16 protein-coding genes are annotated in these 20694 nt (G+C 72.8%); 8 read left to right on the forward strand and 8 right to left on the reverse strand.

What is annotated here, in order from left to right; translation table 11 throughout:
* Positions 1–89: 89 nt before the first annotated feature.
* The 3 genes from OG823_RS08465 to OG823_RS08475 form a co-directional block, all read right to left on the reverse strand.
* Positions 90–1889 carry a cation:proton antiporter gene (locus tag OG823_RS08465; RefSeq protein ID WP_371478832.1) on the reverse strand — a complete coding sequence of 600 codons (1800 nt, stop codon included), beginning with the start codon at positions 1887–1889 and terminating at the stop codon, positions 90–92.
* Positions 1890–2166: 277 nt separating this feature from the next.
* Positions 2167–2502: an SHOCT domain-containing protein gene (locus OG823_RS08470; protein ID WP_371478834.1), complete on the reverse strand. Its 336-nt coding sequence runs from the start codon at positions 2500–2502 to the stop codon at positions 2167–2169.
* A gap of 5 nt (positions 2503–2507) precedes the next feature.
* Complete coding sequence (locus OG823_RS08475; protein ID WP_371478836.1) at positions 2508–2951, reverse strand: DUF6325 family protein; 444 nt, start codon at positions 2949–2951, stop codon at positions 2508–2510.
* 1217 nt (positions 2952–4168) lie between these two features.
* On the opposite strand from OG823_RS08475, the gene OG823_RS08480 reads away from it, so the two are divergent.
* Together OG823_RS08480 and OG823_RS08485 are read left to right on the forward strand one after the other, a co-directional pair.
* Positions 4169–5491: an esterase-like activity of phytase family protein gene (locus tag OG823_RS08480; protein ID WP_371484356.1), complete on the forward strand. Its 1323-nt coding sequence runs from the start codon at positions 4169–4171 to the stop codon at positions 5489–5491.
* Between the two features lie 258 nt (positions 5492–5749).
* On the forward strand, positions 5750–7129 hold the full coding sequence (locus tag OG823_RS08485; RefSeq protein ID WP_371478837.1) for a pectate lyase: 1380 nt from the start codon (positions 5750–5752) through the stop codon (positions 7127–7129).
* Between the two features lie 142 nt (positions 7130–7271).
* On the opposite strand, the gene OG823_RS08490 is transcribed toward OG823_RS08485, so the two are convergent.
* On the reverse strand, positions 7272–8801 hold the full coding sequence (locus tag OG823_RS08490) for an MFS transporter (protein WP_371478839.1): 1530 nt from the start codon (positions 8799–8801) through the stop codon (positions 7272–7274).
* 241 nt (positions 8802–9042) lie between these two features.
* On the opposite strand from OG823_RS08490, the gene OG823_RS08495 reads away from it, so the two are divergent.
* The 3 genes from OG823_RS08495 to OG823_RS08505 all read left to right on the forward strand — a co-directional run bounded on the left by OG823_RS08495 (position 9043) and on the right by OG823_RS08505 (position 11645).
* Positions 9043–9414 carry a YciI family protein gene (locus tag OG823_RS08495; RefSeq protein ID WP_371478840.1) on the forward strand — a complete coding sequence of 124 codons (372 nt, stop codon included), beginning with the start codon at positions 9043–9045 and terminating at the stop codon, positions 9412–9414.
* A 17-nt stretch (positions 9415–9431) separates the two neighbouring features.
* Positions 9432–10640 (forward strand): RNA polymerase sigma factor, encoded by a 1209-nt coding sequence (locus OG823_RS08500; RefSeq protein WP_371484357.1) that lies wholly within the window; start codon positions 9432–9434, stop codon positions 10638–10640.
* A gap of 243 nt (positions 10641–10883) precedes the next feature.
* Positions 10884–11645: a thioesterase II family protein gene (locus OG823_RS08505; RefSeq protein ID WP_371478842.1), complete on the forward strand. Its 762-nt coding sequence runs from the start codon at positions 10884–10886 to the stop codon at positions 11643–11645.
* Positions 11646–11950: 305 nt separating this feature from the next.
* Here OG823_RS08505 and OG823_RS08510 read toward each other — a convergent pair whose 3' ends face one another.
* A complete protein-coding gene (locus OG823_RS08510; protein WP_371478843.1) occupies positions 11951–12586 on the reverse strand; it encodes a TetR/AcrR family transcriptional regulator in 636 nt (211 codons plus the stop codon).
* 274 nt (positions 12587–12860) lie between these two features.
* Here OG823_RS08510 and OG823_RS08515 point away from each other — a divergent pair, with 274 nt between their 5' ends.
* On the forward strand, positions 12861–13523 hold the full coding sequence (locus OG823_RS08515) for an MFS transporter (protein WP_371478845.1): 663 nt from the start codon (positions 12861–12863) through the stop codon (positions 13521–13523).
* A 187-nt stretch (positions 13524–13710) separates the two neighbouring features.
* Here OG823_RS08515 and OG823_RS08520 read toward each other — a convergent pair whose 3' ends face one another.
* Positions 13711–14586: a PIG-L family deacetylase gene (locus OG823_RS08520; RefSeq protein ID WP_371478846.1), complete on the reverse strand. Its 876-nt coding sequence runs from the start codon at positions 14584–14586 to the stop codon at positions 13711–13713.
* Between the two features lie 273 nt (positions 14587–14859).
* Between OG823_RS08520 and OG823_RS08525 the strand changes: the two genes are divergently transcribed.
* Entirely contained in the window at positions 14860–15462 is a 603-nt protein-coding gene (locus OG823_RS08525; RefSeq protein ID WP_371478847.1) for a GPP34 family phosphoprotein, read from the forward strand.
* Between the two features lie 303 nt (positions 15463–15765).
* Positions 15766–16752, forward strand: coding sequence for an NlpC/P60 family protein (locus OG823_RS08530; RefSeq protein ID WP_371478848.1), 987 nt, complete (start codon positions 15766–15768; stop codon positions 16750–16752).
* A gap of 351 nt (positions 16753–17103) precedes the next feature.
* On the opposite strand, the gene OG823_RS08535 is transcribed toward OG823_RS08530, so the two are convergent.
* Both OG823_RS08535 and OG823_RS08540 read right to left on the reverse strand, forming a co-directional pair.
* Entirely contained in the window at positions 17104–18213 is a 1110-nt protein-coding gene (locus OG823_RS08535) for an alpha/beta fold hydrolase (protein ID WP_371478849.1), read from the reverse strand.
* Positions 18210–20660, reverse strand: coding sequence for a thioester reductase domain-containing protein (locus OG823_RS08540; protein WP_371478851.1), 2451 nt, complete (start codon positions 20658–20660; stop codon positions 18210–18212). The genes OG823_RS08535 and OG823_RS08540 overlap by 4 nt, the downstream gene beginning before the upstream one ends.
* Between the last annotated feature and the right edge of the window lie 34 nt (positions 20661–20694).

A 20694-nucleotide genomic window follows, 5' to 3' on the forward strand; every position in this document is an offset into this window, starting at 1 on the left:
CTCCGAGCGGCGGGGCCCGGCTGCCCGGGGTCACGGGGAGCCGGGCCCCGCCGTGGGCGACGCGGACCGCAGGCCGGCCGGGCGCGGCGCTATCCGACCGCTTCCGGGGTCTGGCCCCGGTGCGGTCGCGCCCCGGCGCCGGCCGGGCCGAGCAGGACATGGAGGACGGGCCCGGCGCCGCTCGACCGGGACGGCCCGGGTGCGGGAACGAGCCTGCCGTCGGGCTCGACGGTGAACAGGAGGTCGTGTCCGGGCGGGATCCCGGCCGTGGCCGGGCGGGCCTCGATCCGGGCGCCTTCGCGGAACCTGTCGGCGAGCACCTCCCCGGTCAGCCCGGCCCCGAAGAGCAGACCCGCACCGGGAGCGGCCACCGCGCCGTGCTCCAGCGGCTCGGCCGGGGTCAGCCGGTGCACCGACCGGCCCTCCCCGTCCTGCAGGAGGGCCGAGAGCAGCGCGTTGAAGTCGTCGTCCGCGGTGAGCAGGTAGACGGCGGTCACGCTCTCGCGTTCGGCGCCCTCCCCGCTCGCGCACTCCATCAGCTCGCCCTGCGCCAGCTCCAGGCCCGCCGCGGTGATCCGCTCGCGCTGCGCGGTGCGTCCGGCCCACATCAGCGTGTCCAGACCCGCCGATCGCAGCGCGCGGCCGAGCTCCACCACCCACGGCTCCCCGCCCACCAGCAGCGGTCTGGAGCGCGCGGCGCGCACCACGCCCAGCCGCCGGGCCACCGGTGCGGCGGTGAGTCCGTAGAGGGTGACGGTGGCGACGATGACCAGGAAGGTGGCGGGCAGGATCTTGACGGCGCCGTCGACGCCTGCCGTGGCGAGTTCGCCCGAGAAGGTGGCCGCGGTCGACGCGGCGACGATGCCGCGCGGTGCCATCCAGCCCAGGAACGCCCGCTCGCCGTGGGAGAGGTCGGTCCCCAGCGTGGAGAGCCATGCCACCAGGGGCCGGGCGACGAGCACCAGCACGGCGACCAGGCCCAGGCCCGGCAGCAGGACGGGCCGCAGCGCGGCCCAGGTGACGGTCGAGGAGATCGAGACGAAGAGGACGGCGACCACCAGAGAGACCAGCGCCTCGAAGAACGGCCTCCGGATGGCCAGTTCGAAGGCCGGCAGGGTGGCGACCGCGACGCCCATGACGATCGCCGCGATCAACCCGGTGTCGTCACGGATCGCGTCACAGGCGGCGGCGACCCCGATCACGGCCGCCAACTGGGTGGTCGTCCCGAGGATCTCGCCGAGCCGCATCCGCACCAGCAGCCACCAGAGCAGGGCCGCGCCGACCGCGCCGCCGAGCAGCCCGACACCGACGCTGGCGAGGAACTGCAGGCTGCCCGTCCCGAGCCCGTGCCTCTGGTCGCTGATCAGCGCGTGGAAGACCAGCGCCCCGGCGATGCCGCCGACCGCGTCGATCAGGGAGCCCTCCCAGAGCAGGATCCGCTGGAGCCGCTCACCCGGCCGTACGAAGTTCAGCAGCGGCCCGACCACGGTCGGCCCGGAGACCACGAGGATCACACCGAGCATCGCCGCCGCCGCACCCGAGACGCCGAGCAGGGGGGCCGCCGCGAAGGCACCGATCGGGGCGGTCAGCAGCGCGCCGACCCACACCAGCCGGTGCACCGTCCGGCGGGTGTCACCGCGCAGTTGCCGCAGGTCGAGGCCGAGCCCGGCGTCGTAGAGGATCACCGCCACGGCCAGCGACACCAGCGGGGAGAAGGCCGGTCCCAGGATGCGGTCCGGGTGAATGTCGTCGGTGATCGCGCCCGCCGCGAACCCCAGCGGCAGCAGCACGATGATCGCCGGGATCCGCAGCCAGGTCGCGAGGACCTGCCCCCCGACGGCCAGGGTCACGAGCAGGCCCACGCCGATGAGAATCTGCTCCGAGGTCACGCGTGACAGTCCTTCGGTCGGTGGTGCGGGAGGCCGGCGACGGCGAGCAGCGGACCGGCCCGATCGCGATCGCGGCGGCGGGCGGGGGCGGCGGGGCCGCCGACGACGGACGCCCCGGGCCGGCCCCGGGGGGATCGCGGAGCGTGCCCGGCCGCCCCGGCGGGGGCGGCCGGGCACGCGGTACCCGCGGCTGCCGCGCGCGGGGGCGCCCGGAGGCCCGGCGCGGCGGCGCCCGACGGCGTGCCCGCCCGCTCGGGGCGAACCCGTCCCCGAGTGCTCAGGAGTTGAGGACCCGGGCCTTCTCCGCGGCGAACTCCTCGTCGGTCAGCAGGCCGTTCGCCTTCAGTTCGGCGAGCTTGGCGAGCTTGTCGATACGGTCGTCGCCACCCGCCGCGACGGGCGCCGCGACGGTCTGGGCCTGCTGGGCCGCCACCTGGGCGGCCGCCTGGTCGACCAGGGCCTGTTGCTGGGCCTGGGCGGCCTGCTCCTGCTGGGCGGAGCGCTGGGCCGAACCGCGCTGCATGCTCCCGGAGACGGCGGTGGCCGTTCCCGCCACCACGGCGGTACGGGCCATCGTGCCCAGCAGGCCGGGCCTTCCTGCGCGTCGACGCATGCTGATCAGTCCTCCTGGTCGAGTGCGGCGATGGCCTGCACGACTTCCTCGCGCGGAACGCGCTCCAGCAGGAGCACCTGCCCGTGGGAGGCACGCAACGCCGACGCCAGCCGGGCGGCCCAGGTGTTCTCCCAGACCACCACCAACGCCGACGACTCCGGTTCGAGCCCGGCGGCGGCAGCGGCGAGGTCCTCGTCGCTCAGCAGGTCGAACTCGGCCTGGGTGACCCGGTCGAACGCGGCGGCCACCTCGGAGTCGGCGACCTCCACCACGGAGAGCGAACCGTCGCGCTCCTTGCGGACGAACGTGAGGTCGAGGATCCGGACCGTCCCGTTGTCCTGCAGTTCCAGCAGCGCCGGCGCGACCTCACCGCTGAAGCGGTTGCCGTCGAACGCGACCACGGCGACGTCCACCGGACCGACCGTGTCGGCCGTGAGACCTCTGGGCACGCCCCCACCTACCTTCTCTGATCACTGCCATCATCTTGCAAAAGTGAACATATCGGACAAATACCCGGCCGGGCGGCAGTCGCCGTACGCGTGTCGTCCGCCGGCCCGCGATGCGCGCGGGCCCGCCCGTGGGGCGGCTCGGGGCGGACCGCGGGCACCACCCGTGCTGTGCGCCGCGGGGACGACACGTCGACGTACGAGGTTCATCCGGCGGTCACCCCGGATCGGCACAGTGGCGCCGTTCGAATCCGTCACCGACAGCCTCACCCTGCGCCGTCGCGAGACCTCGGCCTCGGCGACGTCCCACGTTCGCCCCGCTGAAAGGCAGCCCGCCCATGAACGGCAGACTCCCCCGGACCATCCGGCGCAGCGTCCGCCCCGCGTCCGCCCGTACGGGCCGCGGCGCCACCGTCGGAGGGGCTCTCGCCGGCGCCCTCGTACTCGGCGCGCTCGTCGTCCCGGTCGTTCTCCCGGCCGCTGCCGGCGCGACCACCACCGCCGCGTTCGCCGCGGGCGACGTGGTCGTCTACCGCGTCGGCGACGGCAACGCCTCCCTGAGCGACAACGCCGCGCCCGTCTTCCTCGACGAGTACGGCCCCGCCGGCGCCCTGGTCCGCTCCATCGCCCTGCCCACCGCCGACAGCGGCAGTACCCACGAGCTGACGGCCTCCGGGAGCGCCGCCTCGGAGGGGCACATCACGCTCTCCGCCGACGGCCGCTACCTGACCGCCCCCGGCTACCACAAGCCGGTCGGCACGGACGGCGTCGCCACCACGGACGACGTCACCGTGGTCCGGGTCGGCGCCGACGGCGCCGTGGACACCTCGACGATGCTGAACGAGTTCGCCGACGACAACAACGTCCGCGGCGCCGCCTCCACCGACGGCACCCGCATCTGGGTCTCCGGCGCCGCCGGCGGGATCGGGTACACCACCCTCGGCTCGGACACCTTCACGCGGCTCACGGACAGGAACGTGCGCGAGGTCCAGGTCGTGGACGGCCGGCTGTACGCCTCCTCCGACAAGGACGGCATCGGCGTCTCCACGGTGGGCGACGGTACGCCGAGCACCTCCGGCCAGAGCCTGACCAACCTCCCGGGCAGCCCCGAGAGCAGCGGCGACCCGTACGACTACGTCCTGCTCAACCTCTCCGGCGGCACCACCCCCGACACGCTGTACGTCGCGGACGGCAGCGCCGGGAAGATCAACAAGTTCGGCCTGGTCGGCGGCGTCTGGAAGGCCGAGGGCGGCAAGAGCGTCGCCGACGTCGTGGGCCTCACCGGCTCGGTCACCAACGGCCAGGCCCGCCTGTACGCGACGGGCAGCGGCTCGTCCGGCACCAGCGGCACGCTCTCCACGGTGACCGACACCGCCGGCGCGGGCGCCACCATGTCCGGCTCGGTGACGACGCTGGCCACGGCGGGCTCGAAGAAGGCCTTCCGCGGCGTCGCCCTCGCCCCGGCCGGCGGCGGCACCCCCAGCCCCACCCCGAGCGCCTCGGCGAGCGCCACGCCCAGCAGCTCGCCCAGCCCCTCCCCCAGCAGCAGCGCCGGCACCAGCGCCCCGGCCTCGCCGAGCGCGAGCAGCAGTCCCAGCTCCTCGGCCTCCACCAACCCGCTCACCCCGGTGGCCTGGCCCGGCAGCAGCTCCATCGCCACCGCCGACGGCTCCGACGTCTTCGGCGAGGACCTCAGCGGCCTGTACCAGGAGGGCGGTGTGCTCTGGGGGGCGCAGAACAGCGGCAAGCTGTGGCGTCTGGTCCCGAACGGCTCCGGCAGCTGGAAGCCCGACACCGCCAACGGCTGGACCTCCGGCAAGTCCCTGAAGTTCCCGGGCGGCTCCGGCACCCCGGACAGTGAGGGGGTCACCCTCACCGGCGCGGGCTCGGCGGGCGGCGTGTTCGTCGCGAGCGAGCGCAACGGCGACGCCTCCGGCACCAGCCGGCTGTCCGTGCTGCGCTACGACGTCTCCGGGACGGCCTCCGCACTGACCGCCACGAAGGAGTGGAACCTCACCTCCAACCTGCCGTCCGTCGGGTCCAACCTCGGCTTCGAGGCCGTCACGTGGGTCCCCGACGGCTCCCTGACCGCCGCCGCTTTCAAGGACGAGTCGACCGGCGCGGCCTACAACCCGAGCGGGTACGGCGCGCACACCGGCGGCGTCTTCTTCCTCGGCGTCGAGGGCACCGGCATGGTGTACGGCTACGTGCTGCAGGACTCCGGCACCTTCACCCGGGTCGCCTCGATCAGCAGCGGGATGGCCGGCGTCATGGAGCTGCAGTGGGAGCCGCAGACCTCGCGCCTGTGGGTCGTCTGCGACGACACCTGCGGCGGCCAGCACCGGACGATGAAGATCAACTCCTCCGGCGCCTTCGCGATCACCGCCGTCTACAACCGGCCCGGCGGCATGCCGAACATCAACAACGAGGGCTTCTCGGTGGCCGGCGCCGACGAGTGCGTGAGCGGCTCGAAGCCGGTGTACTGGTCCGACGACAGCAACACCGGCGGCCACGCCATCCGCAGGGGCACCATCACCTGCTGATCCGGCCGGGGACGGGGCGGGCGGGAGCGGCAACCGGGTGCTCCGATCGCACCACCGCCCGGACCGGGCCGAACAGGGCGGGTCGCGGCGCGTTCGGAATCTTTCCTCCGGCACGGCAACCTTTCCGCGCGCGGCGGCGACCTGGGAAGGAGCGGCCCGGCCGGCGGATCGACACGGTCCTCGGCGGCGCGCTCGGGAGGCTCCCGGATCCGGGAGCCTCCGCTCCCCGATCCCCGCACCCGTTAGGAACTGTGAGACGTGAGCAAGCGAGCCATACGCCCCAGGCGCGGACGAATCATCGCACTCGGCTCTGCCGCCGCCCTGGCGGCCGCAGCCACGATCGGCGGCCTGTGGGCGAACGCGAGCGCGGCCGCCCCCGCCCCGGCGGCGGGGGTCTACACGCTGGCCAACGGCGCGAGCGGCCTGTGCCTCGACGTACCGGGCGGCAGCGGCGCGGACGGCGTCCAGCTCGTGCAGGGCGCCTGCGGCAGCGGTGCACGGGCCTGGCGGCTGACCACCGCAGCCCACGGCTACACGCTGACGGCCGCCGGGAGCGGCACGTGCGTCGGGGTACGCGAGGCGAGGACGGGAGCGGGCGCGGCGGTGCAGCAGGAGACCTGCGCCACCGGCTCGGCCGCGCAGACCTGGACGGTCACGGCCGAGGACGGCGGCTACCGCCTCGTCAACGGCGGCAGCGGCAAGTGCCTGGCGGTCAAGGACGGCTCGGCGGCGTCCGGCGCGCCGGTGCAGCAGAACTCCTGCGACTCGGCGCCCGCCAAGCGATGGACGTTCAAGGCGGTCGGCGCCACCGCGACGCCGCCCCCGAGCCCCGTCGCGAGCCCGACCGCGAGCGCCGCCCCGACAGCCGGCGCCACCGCGACGACACCCACCACGGGGCCGACCGCCACGGGGCCGACCGCCACCACCGACCCGTCCGCGCCGGCGCTCGCGCCGTGGCCCACGCCCACCGGCGCCGACGTACCGCTGACCAGTACGCAGAAGGTCGCCACGCTCTTCGACGGCGGCGGCCGGCGCTTCGTCGGCAAGGGCGCCCTCGGCACCGGCGGCCAGTCCGAGAGCCAGCCCGCCATGTTCGAACTCGCCGACGGCGCCGTCCTGCGGAACGTCGTCCTCGGCGATCCCGCCGCCGACGGAGTGCACTGCCAGGGCACCTGCACGCTGAAGAACGTCTGGTGGGAGAACGTCGGCGAGGACGCCGCCACGCTCAAGGGCACCTCCCCCACCCAGGTGATGACCATCGACGGCGGTGGCGCCCGCGGCGCCGCGGACAAGGTGTTCCAGCACAACGGCCCCGGCACGATGATCATCAAGAACTTCCGGGTCGAGGACTTCGGCAAGCTCTACCGCTCCTGCGGCAACTGCGGCACCCAGTACACCCGCCATGTCGTGATCGACAACGTCCTGGCCACCGCACCGGGCAAGAAGATCGTCGGCATCAACGACAACCTCGGCGACACCGCCACGATCACCCGCCTCACCATCGCCGGCGACACCGGCCACAAGATCACCGTCTGCCAGCGCTTCACCGGTGTCACCAGCGGCGAGCCGAAGGAATCCGGCAGCGGCCCCGACACCCACTGCCGCTACACGTCCGATGATGTGACCTACCGTCCGTAGCTCCACCCGTCGTGCCCGTCCTCGGTCGCCCCGACCGGCCGAGGACGGGCACCCCGGCGGCCGGGCCGCTGGGGAAGTGCCGCGGGAATGCCGCGGAGTGCCGGGCCCGGAGGCGGCGGCCACCGAGCCGCCTGCCGGCCCGCTACGAGCGGGTCGCCTCGTGGTCGGACAGGGCGGCCGGGCCGCTGCGGACCACCGGACCGTTCCGGGTGGCCCGGTTCCTCCTCGTGACCGGGCGCGTGGTCAGGATCAGTACGGCCGCCCCGGCGAGGACGACCGCGGCCACGACGCCGGTGACGTGCAGGCTCGCGGTGAACGCCTCCCGCGCGGTGCGCAGCAGCTCCGCGCCCTGGTCGGGGGGCAGGCGCCGGGCGGCCGCGACCGCGCCGGCCGGGGAGTCGGAGGTGCCGTGCGTCCGGCTGCGGTAGACCGTCGCGGCCACCAGGCCGAGCACCGCGAAGCCGAGCGAGCCGCCGAGGTGGTTACCGGTCTCGGACATCGACGCCGCCGAGCCGGCGCGCTCCGGCGGGACTGATCCGACGACCAGCCCGGTGCCGAGCGCGAACAGCGGGCCGGTGCCCAGCGCCAGTACGGCGATGCCGATCACCACCAGCGGCAGCGCGATCGCACCCCTGACACCGACCAGCAGCAGGCCGCCCAGTGCCGACACCGCCAGCCCACCGGCGATCGCGGTGGTCCGCTTCATCCACCGGGTCAGCGCCGGCGCGGCCATGGTGCCGGCCGCCACGCCCAGCCCCATCGGCGCGAACAGCACCGCCGACGCGACCGGCGAGTACCCCAGCACGCTCTGCAGGTACTGGGTCACCAGCAGACCCGTACCGGCCATGGCCACGCCGGCGAGGGCCAGCGCGACGAGCACGGCCGTGAACGGGCGGCTGCGGAGCAGCCGCAGGTCCAGCAGCGGTGTCTCCAGCCTGAGCTGCCGGCGTACGAAGAGGAGTCCGACGGCCGCGCCGACGACGAGGGCCGCCAGCGGCACGACCGGGACGCTCTCGACCGTCAGCTGCTTGATGCCGAAGACCGTCAGCAGCACCGCCCCGAGCGACAGTCCGACACCGGTCGGGTCCAGCCGCCCGGCCCGGTCACTGCGGAACTCCGGCAGCAGGAACGGCCCGGCGAGCAGCAGCAGCGCCATCGTCGGCACGGCGATCAGGAACACCGAGCCCCACCAGAAGTAGCGGAGCAGGATCCCGGCCAGTACGGGCCCGAGGGCTCCGCCGGTGAACTGGCAGGTCGCCCAGATCGCGATGGCCCGCCCGCGCTCCCGCTCTTCGCGGAACATGGTGGTGATCAGGGCCAGTGTGGACGGCGCCAGGGTCGCACCGGCGACGCCCAGCAGTGCCCGCGCGACGATCAGCGTCAACGGGCCGGGCGCGAACGCCGCCCCGACCGACAGCGCCGCGAACGCCGCCGCGCCGATCAGCAGCAGCCGTCGGCGCCCGATCCGGTCGCCGAGCGTACCCATCGTGATGACCAGGCCGGCCACCATGAACCCGTAGCTGTCACTGATCCACAGCTGCTGGATGTCGGTGGCGCCCAGGTCGGCGCTCAGCTGCGGGAGCGCGAGCAGCAACGCCGTCATGTCCATCGCGACGATCAGCGTCGGCAGCATGAGGAGGACCAGCCCCAGCCGTGCCCGGTTGACTCGCATATCCAGAAACTCCCTGTTCGTCGACGTCTCGCCGGTCGGTCGGAGCGGTCGAGGGCTTCTTGACATCGGCCCGGCTCGGAGGTCAACGCCGGGGAAGGCGCAGCGATGCGGTGCGGTGCGGTGCGGTGCGACGGCGAAAAACCCGTGCGAACGTGTCGGCAGGGATGTCAAGACGGCGGAGGCGGCTCCGACCAAGGGTCGAAGGGTCCCGCCGGGGCTCGCGAAGCACGAGGAGCACACGATGCAGTTCCTGATCAGCCTGCACATCAACCCGGCCGTGCTGGACGCACTGACCGACGAGGAGAAGGCGGCGATCGGCCAGGGCCACGGCGCGTTCATCGAGGAGGTGAAGAAGTCGGGCGAGCTGATCACCACCCAGGCGCTGGTCGATCCGTCGCAGGCCGCCGTGGTGTCCGTGCGCAACGGCCGGCCGGTGGTGACCGACGGGCCCTTCCTGGAGTCCAAGGAGTACCTGGGCGGCTTCTACCTGATCGACTGCGAGGACAGGGAGCGGGCGATCGAGCTGGCGGCGCGGATCCCGGACGCCGCGATCACGGGTCTGGGTGTCGAGGTGCGGCAGGTGATGTTCGCCGACGGACAATTGGAGGCATGACAGCACCCGCTGGAGGCATGACGGCACCCGCGTTCGAGGACCTGCTGCGTGGGCTCACGCCGCAGGTCCTCGGCACGTTGGTACGCCGGTACGCCCGGTTCGAAGGGTGTGAGGACGCCGTGCAGGAGGCCGTCCTCGCCGCCACCCTGCAGTGGCCGGCCGAGGGAGTGCCGGACAACCCGCGGGGCTGGTTGGTCACCGTCGCGTCCCGGCGGCTCATCGACCGGATGCGCAGCGACCGAGCCCGCCGCGAGCGGGAGTCGCTGACGGCCGAGGAGCTGGTGCCCGAGGGCGTACCGGACACCGACGACACGCTCGCCCTGCTGTTCCTGTGCTGCCATCCGACCCTGACCGCGGCCTCCCAGACCGCCCTGACGCTGCGGGCGGTCGGCGGCCTGACCACCGCCGAGATCGCCCGCGCCTTCCTGGTGCCGGAGGCCACGATGGCGGCCAGGATCAGCCGGGCCAAGCAGCGCATCAGGGCGGCCGGCAGCTCGTTCGCCCTGCCGCGGGGCGCGGAGCGCGAGGAGCGGCTGCGGGTCGTCCTGCACGTGCTCTACCTGATCTTCAACGAGGGCTACACCGCCTCCTCGGGCGGCGAGCTGCAGCGCTCCGACCTCGCGCACGAGGCGATCCGGCTGGCCAGGACGGTGCACACGCAGCTGCCCGAGGACGGCGAGGTGAGCGGCCTGCTCGCGCTGATGCTGTTGACCCACGCCCGCCGGGACGCGCGGACGACGGCGGCCGGCGACCTGGTGCCACTGGCCGAGCAGGACCGCGCGCAGTGGGACCGCGGGCTGATCGCCGAGGGCACGGCGCTGATCAGGGCGTCGCTGGCGGGCCCGGAACTGGGGCCCTACCAGCTGCAGGCCGCCATCGCCGCCACGCACGCCGACGCGGCCACGGCCGAGCAGACCGACTGGCGGCAGGTGCACGCCCTCTACCTGATCCTGGAGCGCATCGCGCCCAACCCGATGGTGACCCTCAACCGGGCCATCGCGCTGGCCGAGACCGAGGGCCCCGCGGCCGGCCTCGCCCTGCTCGCCACCCTGGACGGGGACGAGCGGTTGGCCGGGCACCACCGGCTGCTCTCCGTCCGGGCACATCTGCTGGAGGCGACCGGCGACACGGCCGGCGCGTACGAGCACTACCGGCGCGCGGCGAAGGCCACGGCGAGCATCGCCGAGCGACGCCACCTGGAGGCCCGGGCCGGCCGCGTGGGGTGAGCCTCCGGTCCTGGCGCCACCGGACCCGCCCGAGTGACGGGCCCGGGGCGGATGCACGGTACCGGCGCCGGCACCGGCGCCCGCGAGACGCGGGGCCGAGGCGGCGACGGTGCCGCGACGCGACCGAGCTTCGCCGCGTCAGTTCCCGGGAGCTCGATGCCCGTTCAGGTCGTCGATCGGCGGTCGCCGCCGGCAACCGCCTGGCGGTAGCCTGCCGAGTGCCGCAATCAACCGGGGGAAACCATGACCACAGCCGCGCACGACTACGACAGCTGGATCAGGGCGTTCAACCCGGTCCCGGGCGCCGGGATCCGCCTGGTCTGCTTTCCGCACGCGGGAGGTGCGGCGAGCTTCTGGTTCCCGCTGACGCGGCTCCTCCCGGCGGGGGTGGAGCTGCTCGCGGTGCAGTACCCGGGGCGACAGGACCGCCGGGCGGAGCCCTGCATCGACGACATCGGGACGCTGGCCGACCGGACGGCCGAGGTGTTGCGCCGACAGCACCCGGACGAGCCGCTGGCCCTGTTCGGCCACAGCATGGGCGCGGCGGTCGCCTTCGAGACCGCGCGCCGCCTGGAGCGAGACTCCGGCCGTCCGGTCGCCCATCTCTTCGTCTCCGGGCGGCGCTCGCCGGGAGAGTTCCGGGCCGAGTACGTGCACCTGCGGGACGACGACGGGCTGATCGCCGAACTGGGCACGCTGGGCGGCACAGCTCCCGAGCTGCTCGCCGACCCCGAGCTGCGCGACCTGGTCCTGCCGCCGGTGCGCAGCGACTACCGGGCCATCGAGACGTACCGGTGCCCGCCGGACGCGACGGTCGGCTGCCCGGTGACCGTGCTGACCGGCGACGCGGATCCCCGGGTCACCGTCGCGGAGGCACGGCGATGGGAGGACCACACCACCGGCGCCTTCGACTTCGAGGTCTTCGAGGGCGGCCACTTCTACCTGGAGGACCACCGCGCCGGGGTAGCCGGCCGGATCGGTGACGCCCTGGAGCGGTTCCTGTGACAGGGGCGCTCGCGCCGGGTCGACGGCGCGGTCGTGCGGTGCCGCGGGGAGTCCGGCGCGCCGGTTGACCGCCAGTTGACCGCCGGTCGACCGGCGGTGTCCGACGGGCCCGGGTGAGGTGCTGCGCGACGGCCTCCTCAGAGTGGGCGCGCGATGGGCCGGGCTGACCGCCCCTCCCCACCGGACTCCTCCGGTGTCGCCTCCCGTCAGGAGGCCCGCCGGCGACCGCCCCACCGCTCCCGGTCCCGGCCCACCCGGTCCGGTGCCCGGTCCGGTCCGGGCACCGTCGCGGTCCCGCCGCCGACTCAGGCCGGGTGGTCCTCACCGCCGACGCGAAGACCGTCGCAGAAGACCGTGAGGACGCGCCGGGACACCTCGTGGTCAGAGCCGCCTCGTTGGGCGGAGATGAGTGTGGCGGCCACCAACGCCATCAGGTCGGTGACGCCGATGTCGCGGCGGACGCCGGCCTGCTGGGCACGTTCGAGCATGTCGCCGAGGACCCGGTGCAGCCCCGTGGTGGCCGGTGCGGTCACGGCGGTGACGTCGACACCGGCGCCGATCAGCGCGTCCACCAGGTCCTTCTTGGCCGCGCCTTCGTCGAGGACGTCGAAGAGGAAACCGAACAGGACGCCGACCGGATCATCGTCCTCGGCCGGGGTGCGTGCCTTCTCGGTGAGCCGCTGGATGCGGGTGACGACGACGGCCTCGAACAGGGATTCCTTGGTGGGGAAGTGACGGTGCACCGTCCCTGCGCCCACGCCGGCGCGGCGGGCGATCTCGTCGAGTGCGACGGAGTGGCCCTCGACCGCGAAGGACGCCAGTGCCGCCGCAAGGATCTTGTCCCGGTTGCGCCGCGCGTCGGCACGCAGGGGCTTGGGCGGTGGCGGCGCGTACGGGATGGTCGATTCCGCGACCGTCGCCGCGTGCCTGCCGACAGCCATGACAACAGCCTCCCCCTCATCGCGGTGCGTCCCGCCGACCCGCTCGGCGGTGCACGCGGTCGATTGTAGGCGCGGCCCACGGCCCGTACCGGGAGGGATCGGGGCGGTCGACGACACGACGTACACCCATGGCCCCCCTCGGACATAAGGACCGGACGACCGAGAGCGACCCGTTGACAAGCGGGGCGGCGGCCCCGTATTTTCACCAACCGGGTCGCTGCACCCGCTTAGGGGCGGCCGGAGGCGCCCGTCGTTCTCATCCTGAGAGCAGAGCGTGCGGAACCTCTCGGCCACCAGCAGCGGCCTGCTGCTGCCGGTGCTCGGCGGCATGCTGGTCGCCTCGATGTACAGCGGACGGCTGATGAGCAGCAGTGGCCGTCACAAGGCCGTCCTGACGGCCGGTGGAGCACTGCTCAGCATCGGTTCGTTCCTGCTCTCGCTGCTGGACGTCGACACCGACTCCGTCATCTCCTCGCTCTACATGGTGATCTTCGGGCTCGGCCTGGGCCTGGTGTTCCAGAACGTCATGGTCGTCACCCAGAACAGCGTCGAACTCAAGGACATGGGCGTCGCCAGCGGCACCCTGACCTTCTTCCGCTCGGTCGGCGGCTCCTTCGGGGGGTCGCTCTTCGCGGCCGTCTTCACCAGCCGGCTGCACACCTCGCTCGACCCCGAGCTCTCCGCCGCCGATCTGGCCGCCGTGCACAGCAACGGCGGCCGGCTCGGCTCGGGCGCCCTCCAGGGACTGTCTGACGCCGCCCGCGGCGCGTACGTCGATGCGGTGGCCAGTGCCACTCAGGGCATGTTCCGCCGGGCGCTGCCGTTCTTCGTGATCGCGCTCCTGGTGGCCCTGTCGCTCCGGGACAAGAACAAGCAGGAGCAGCCGGCTCCCGCCCCCGCGACCTCCGCCCCGAAGCAGACGGAGGCCGCGAGCTGACCTTCGGAGAGCGGGCCGCCCCTCCCGCCCCGGCTTCGCCTCGATCCTCCGTCGGACGCCCCCGGGGCGTGTCCGGGCCCTGATCCCCGTCCGGGGCCCGGCCCGTCGCCCCGGAGTGCTCGGGGGCGGCGGCCGCGTCCGTGATCCGGTCCGGTCGGGCCCCCGCTCCCGCGGGGCGAGGGAGGCGTCAGCGCAGTCCGGCGAAGAGGTCGTTCTCCGGCAGGGCCGCACCGGTGGTGTCGTGGACCCGGACGAACGTCTCCACGCCCATCAGTTTCGCGAACCTCTCCTTGCCCATCCGCAGGAAGAAGATGTTCTCGCTCTGGCTGGCGTGCGCGAGGAGCGCGTCGAACTTCTGGCCGGCGTAGGCCGTGGTGTCCACCCAGGTGGTGATCTCCTCGTCGGGGAGTCCGATGTCGGGCGGCCCTGCGTTCCCGGCCGGCTCCGCCGCGTCCCCCGACCGCTCCGCCGCGTCCCCGGACGGCTCCGGCTCGTCCCAGTCCGCGCCGAACTCGCGCATGACCCGCCCGAACTCCTGCATCATCGAACGCGGCGCCGTCGTCCAGTAGACCTTCGGGGTCATCCCGGTCAGGGGCAGCGCCGCCGTCGTGATCCGGTTCGCCTGGATGTGGTCGGGGTGGCCGTAGAAGCCGTTCTCGTCGTAGGTCACGACCACGTCGGGCTGATAGCGGTGCATCAGGTCGGCCAGCCGGGCGGCCGCCTCCTCCACGGGCGTGCTCCAGAACGATCCGGGCGCCTCGTTGGCCGGCCAGCCCGCCATGCCGGAGTCGGCGTACCCGAGCAGTTCGAGGTGGCTGATCCCCAGAACCTCACAGCTCGCTTCGAGTTCCTTGCGGCGCATCGCGGCCACGGCGGCCGGGTCGTGTCCGGGGTCGCCCGGCTTGACTCCCCCCGGACCGTCACCGCAGCCGCCGTCGGTACAGGTGACGAGCACCGTGCGAATGCCCTCCGCCGCACAGCGCGCGAGCACGCCCCCCGTTCCGGTGGCCTCGTCGTCCGGGTGGGCGTGTACTGCCATCAGTGTCAAAGGCCTGTCAGCCACGAAAACCGTCCTTCGGTCGGTCGAGCGATCGGGCCCAGTCTGCGCCACGGCGGGCCGCGGCCGTCCACTCGACCCCCCGGCCCGACTGGTTTCCGCCATGGGCGGTCCGACCGGGACGGCCCCGCCCCTCGCGCGGCCGCGTTACAGTCGGCCACGTACCCGGGGTCCGCTCCCCCGGCCACCGCTCCCCGGCCACCTCACCGCCGCCGCGCCGGAGCCGGGCCGGACGCTCGGCGCCGGACCGCCGCCGATGCCTCTGATGCGGAGCCGTCCATGACCACACCGCGGGACCTGTTGATCGTCTCCATGGACGCGCCGTCCCACCGTCCGGTGGAGCAGGGCGATCTGTCCCTGGCCCTCGCCGGAGCCGAGGTGATCGACCTCATCGGCGCCGGGGCCCTCACCCTGGAGGCAGAGCTCATCCTGCCGAGCGGCCGGTGGACCCTGCCCGACCGCCTGTTGGACGAGGCCGCGTCGTCGCTCCTGCGACAGTCACCCCCCGAATCGGTGGAGGACTGGCTCTGGCGCCGGGGCCGGGGCCTGTCCAGCGCCTATCTGGCCGCGCTGGAGGCGGAGGGGCACCTCGCGCGGCAACGAGGCCGGTGGATTCCCGTCCCGACCGGCCGGACCGCACTCGTCGACTCCGCCGCCCGCCGCCACGCGGCCGACCGCTGGGCGTCGGGCGATCCCGTCCTGACCGCCCTCGCGGCAGCCGTCGGGATCCATCACGGACCGGCCGGGGATCTGCCGGGCGTCGACGACGCGGTCGTGACCGTGCTCGCCGCCGTCGGCGACGCGGTGGTGGAGCTGGACGCCGTACGGCAGCGGCGAGCCATCGAGGAGGCGGCCTTCGACAACGTCTGGCGAGGCCAGTGAGACCGGACTCCCCGACGGCTGCCGAGCGGGACGATGGCCGGGCACTCCACGGACCGTCAGAGACCGCCGAGGGCGACTGACAGCGAGTCAGCCTTTCGGTGACGCAGGTGTGTGGATCGCGTGAACCGCCCATCGGGACGACACGTTCACGGTCCTGCGGGAGTGGTGGAGAGCACTGATCTTCACTATGGTTTGGCGTCAAACCTATTTTCCGGATACTCACTCGTTCGAGTGAGCCCGCAGGAAGAAGGAGCGGATCCTTTGGCCTCCCACCGCCGTCCTAGGCAGCCGAGCCGCGCACGGGTGTCCGTGCTGACCGCTGCGGCGGCGACCACGGTCGCCCTCTCCGCCCAGATGAGTGCCCACGCCGCGCCGGCGCCCAAGAAGGAGGACGTCAAGGCGCAGGTCGACCAGCTCAACACGGAGCAGGAGCAGGCCGCCGAGCGCTACAACGGCGCCAAGGAGCGGTCGGAGCAGCTGCGCAAGCAGGCGGACCAGCTGCAGGACCAGGTGGCGCGTGGCCAGGATCAGATGACGCACCTTCAGGCCGGTCTGGCCGAGGTCGCCGGCGAGCAGTACCGCACCGGCGGGATCGACCCCACGGTCCAGCTGATGCTCACCTCCGACCCGTCCAGCTACCTGCAGCAGGCGGCCAGTGTCCAGCAGGCCACCTCCAGTCAGACGGACGCGCTCAAGAGCCTCCAGGACCAGCAGCGCCGGCTGGACCAGCAGAAGACCGAGGCCGCCGCCGTCCTCGCCTCGCTGGACGAGACCACCAAGGACCTGAACCAGTCCAAGGCCGACGTCAACAAGAAGCTCCAGGAGGCGACCACGCTGCTGAACTCGCTCAGCGCGGCCGACCGGGCCTCGATCACCCAGGGGGACGGCCGCGCCTCGCGCGACTCCGTCCGGGTCGACCTCTCCACGCTGCCGCAGGCCGGCGGCTACGCGGGGGTCGCGGTCGCCATGGCGATGAGCAAGCAGGGTTCGCCGTACCACTGGAGCTCCGTCGGCCCCAACCAGTTCGACTGCTCCGGCCTGATGGTGTGGGCCTACCGCCAGGCCAACGTCTCGCTGCCGCGCACCTCCCAGGAGCAGGGCAACGTCGGCACCCGGGTGCCCTCGCTGGCCGAGGCGCAGCCCGGGGACCTCGTGATCTACGGCAGCGACCGGCACCACGTCGGGATGTACATCGGCGACGGGATGGTCGTGCACGCACCGCACACCGGTGACGTGGTGAAGGTGATGAAGGCCGACGCCATGCCGATCAACACCATCCGCCGGGTCTGACGCACCGACGGCCGCGAGGACTCGGGCGCACGCCGGAGCCGCTGACCACCGCGCCGGCAGTCAGCGTCTTCTTGTCGGAGCCGTCCGCGTTCATGCTGAAGATCCGGCCGTAGGGCTGGAAGGTGTCGTCGTACAGAGCCGCCTCCTCCGGAACGGAGGACGAGCCCGACCAACTTCGACGTCTGCGCCATCAAGCCCGACGGAACCGGCCTGAAGATCCTGACGAGCAGCGGCGCCAACGACGGCACGCGGTCGGGTCCACCGGCTCCGACCGTCCCGACAGGCGAAGAGGGCCCGCCGACGGAGTCGGCGGACCCTCTTGGAGGATCGAAGGCGATGATCTTCAAGACCTCAGAGCGACGCGGCGGATCTCTCGTCGAGGAAGTCGATGATGTGGCCGAACACGTCAAGCGCGGCACCGCGACCGATGAACGGGTCGACGTGGCCGTAGCCCGGAATCTCGATGTACCGGAGGTCGAGCTCCGGGTAGCGGCTGGACAGGACGTCGTAGCAGAGCTCGTTGGAGTCCTGGAAGATCTTGTTGTCACTGCCGGCGAGCAGCAGCACGGGGCAGTCGATGCGGTCGGCGCTGTCCACGGCGTTCTCCGGCAGTCGGCCGTAGCCCTGGTCGGCCGAGTTCCAGGGCATCGCCGTGTGGGCCAGTTCCATGCGCCGCAGGTGCGGCCCTATCCAGGTGGGCGCGGAACCGAACAGTTCGGCAAGCCGCTTGTGGGTCGTCACGTGCAGGTTCTCGTGCACGTAGAGTGACGCACCGGTACCCCAGGCGGAGTTGTGCAGGATGTGGCAGGTGGGGTCGTCGCACTCGCCGGCCGAGAGGGAGGCCAGCGCGAACATCGGCGTGTAGCGCGAGCGGAAGCCCACCTTGGTGAAGTCGACCGGGAGGTGGGTCCAGCGGGAGCGGCCCCACTCACCGCCGAGGTGCCCGAGCAGTCGGGACCTCCCGGAGTACTTCGGCGTCATGAACACCCCCTGGGCCACCACTCCGGCGAGACCCGGCACCAGGCCGCCCGTCATGCTCAGCGACAGCGAGAGGGCGCCGAGGCAGTGGGCGACCACGAACAGCCGGCGCGGGCCGATCCGGTCGCGGATGTACGACACCGCGTCCGGGATGTCGTAGAGCGCCACGTCGTCGAAGGTGTACCGGACCCGGCCCTCGTTGTACGGCAGGCGGCAACTGCCCCGCCAGTCCAGCAGCCACGGTTCGTAGCCCGCGCTGAGCAGGACGTCCACGAGGTTGCGGGTCTCGGGGAGGACGAACATGTCCGCCGAAGCCGTGAGCCCGTGCAGGAGCAGGACGGCGGGACGGCCGCTGCCGTTCTGATCTACGGCGTCCTTGGCGATCAGCCGGCACAGGCCGAGCTCGGTGCCGTCGGACGCGTGGAACGGGATCTGCTCAACGGTGAAACGGTCCGTCGGGGCGTAGAGCGGTCGTGGTGTCATCGAAGTTGCTTCCTGTCCTTTTCCCACTTCGCGAGTTTGGTCTGGTACCTGTCCTTGTCCCGGTCGATGGCGTCCGGGCGCATGTCGAGCAGTTCGGCGCCGGCGCGCAGCGTGGGCTCCAGCAGGCCCTGGCCCAGCTGCGCGCTGAACCAGGCCAGCCAGGTCAGCTTGGCGATCCGCTGCTCCCGCATCGACAGCGTGGGATTGACCCGGATCCCGTCTATCTGGTCTCGCTTGTAGGATTTCTTGGGCACCTTCATCGTTCCGGCCAGGCTCGCCGGTTCCCCCTCGCGGCCGGCGCGGATGGTGAGCGTTCGGGCCTGCTTCAAGTAGTCGAGGCGGGCCCGGGCCGTCTTCCAGCCCTCCAGCCACCAGCCGTTGCCGTCGGAATCGCGCAGGGCCAGGTGGTAGCGGAGCAGGGGGTGGTCCAGGCCGTGGCTGTGGGGCACTCCCTCCTGGGGACGGACCACGATCTCGCCGTCCTCCACGGTCAGCGGAGCCGGGTGCAGCAGGGGACAGGAGACCGTGCCGCGCACGTCGATGGTGCGGTGCTGCACGAGTTGGTACATGCTGGCGATCGACAGGGTCAGCGCGAAGGAGCACTGGGTGTCGGGCTTGGCACCGACCGGGCCCGCCTTGCCCCGCATCGTCTCCCGGAACCACAGGTGCGGTGGGTCGTCACGACTGGGCAGGATCACCAGGCCGTCGCGGGCCATCCGCTCGTAGCTCTTCAGCCGGGCCTGCGCGTCGACGCGAGCAGGCGGCGGCAGTTTGTGCCGGGCGACGAACGCCTCGGTCCGCTCCCCCGTCGCCATCGGGGCTGTGACACTCGCCTCGACGATCTTCTGGCCGGCGGGGCTGCGCAGCACCCGTGCCATGAACTCCAGTTCGGGGACGGGATCGGTCTCGGAGCGGGCCAGGAAGTCCTCGAGCCAGACGTCCCACGCCATCACCTGGACGTTCAGGCCGCCGAGTTCCTGATCGCGGACCATCTCGGTGAGCGTGTCCGGCCGTCCCGTGAGGTGGTAGTTCTGGCCCCAGCCGCTCGGCTCGCAGATCACAGCGGTCGCGACCCGGCTCACCCAGTCCACCGGGGCGGAGTTCGCATAGTTGATCCTGGGCGCGACCCGGTAACGGGAGATGGCGGAGAAGAGGCCCGTGTTGATGTCGTGCGGGTTGTAGGCACCGGTACGGGTGTGGCCGACGATGCCGCCCGGGCGCAGCAGTGTGACCTTCAGGCCACGGTCGCGGGCACGCCTGAGCGCTGCCTCGGCCACCCACTTCGTCTTGTCGTACCCCGCCGCCAGCCGGTCCAGATGTGCCACCGGATCGTCCTCGCCCATCGAGGCGATGCCGATCTCGTTGAACACGGCGATCGAGGAGATGTGGTGCAGCGGTTTGGGCCGTCCGGTCATCGCCAGTTCGGCGAGGGACAGCACGCCGAGGACGTTGGTCCGGCGCAGCGACGGGTAGCCGCGCAGGAAGTCCACGGCCGCCCCCACGCTGACGACCGAGTCGATCTCGTCGGTCAGCAGGTCCCACTGTTCGTCCGTCAGGCCGAGCCGGGGCTGGCGCAGGTCCCCGGGGAGGACCGTGACCCGGCGTCGGATCTCGGCCGACCACGGGAGGGAGAAGCTCGCGAGACTCTCGGCGAGGCGTCGCTCCGCGTCCTGCACGGTGTCCCCGCGCACCAGGCAGACGACGTGCGCGTCACTGTGCCGCAGCAGGTCGAGCAGCATGTGGCCGCCCAGGAAGCCGGTGGTGCCGGTCAGCAGGAGGCGACGGGGCGCGACCGGCTCCGGGTCGCCGCACCAGGGAAGCAGGTCCGTACGTGCGAGGTCGGCCATGATGAGGGCGAGGTCCTCGGCCTGGTCGCCGAGCACCGGGAGCGTCCCGGCCGGCGCGGCGGGAGCGACCGGCACGAGGTCGGTGCCCCGGGGCGCCGGCGTGGTGACGGACGCCGCGAGGTCGGTGCCCCGGGGCGCCGTCGCCGTCACGGACGGCGCGGGGGCAACCGGGAGCCCGGGGACCGCGGTGGTCACCGGCGCCTCGGGCCGGGTGCGTTTCGTCGCACTGCCCAGCCAGCGTTGGGCGAGGCGCCGGGGCCTGGCGTCGGCGAAGACGTCGTCCAGGCTGAGTCTGACCTGGAGGTCACGGTCGAGCACGGCGACGAGTCGGACGGCGTCCACCGAGGTGGCACCGGCGTCGAAGAGATCGGTCTCGGCGTCGATCGCCTTGCCGCCCAGCAGCGCGGCTGCCTTCAGGACGATCGCCCTGGCGAGTTGGTCGAGCCCCCAGGCCGGTGTGCCGTCGGCCGGGCCCTGCCCGTCGTCGGCGACGGTCACCGGCTGCGGGGCCGCCGGCTGAAAACGCGCCAGCAGGCCGGCGATCGCGGCGGACGCGCTCGGAGCGCTTTCGATCAGTTCCCCCTCGTACTGCCGGTCCAACCGGTGATTTCGGGCCGGTACGTCGCTACCGGTA

The organism is Kitasatospora sp. NBC_00315, from assembly GCF_041435095.1.
GTDB lineage: Bacteria > Actinomycetota > Actinomycetes > Streptomycetales > Streptomycetaceae > Kitasatospora.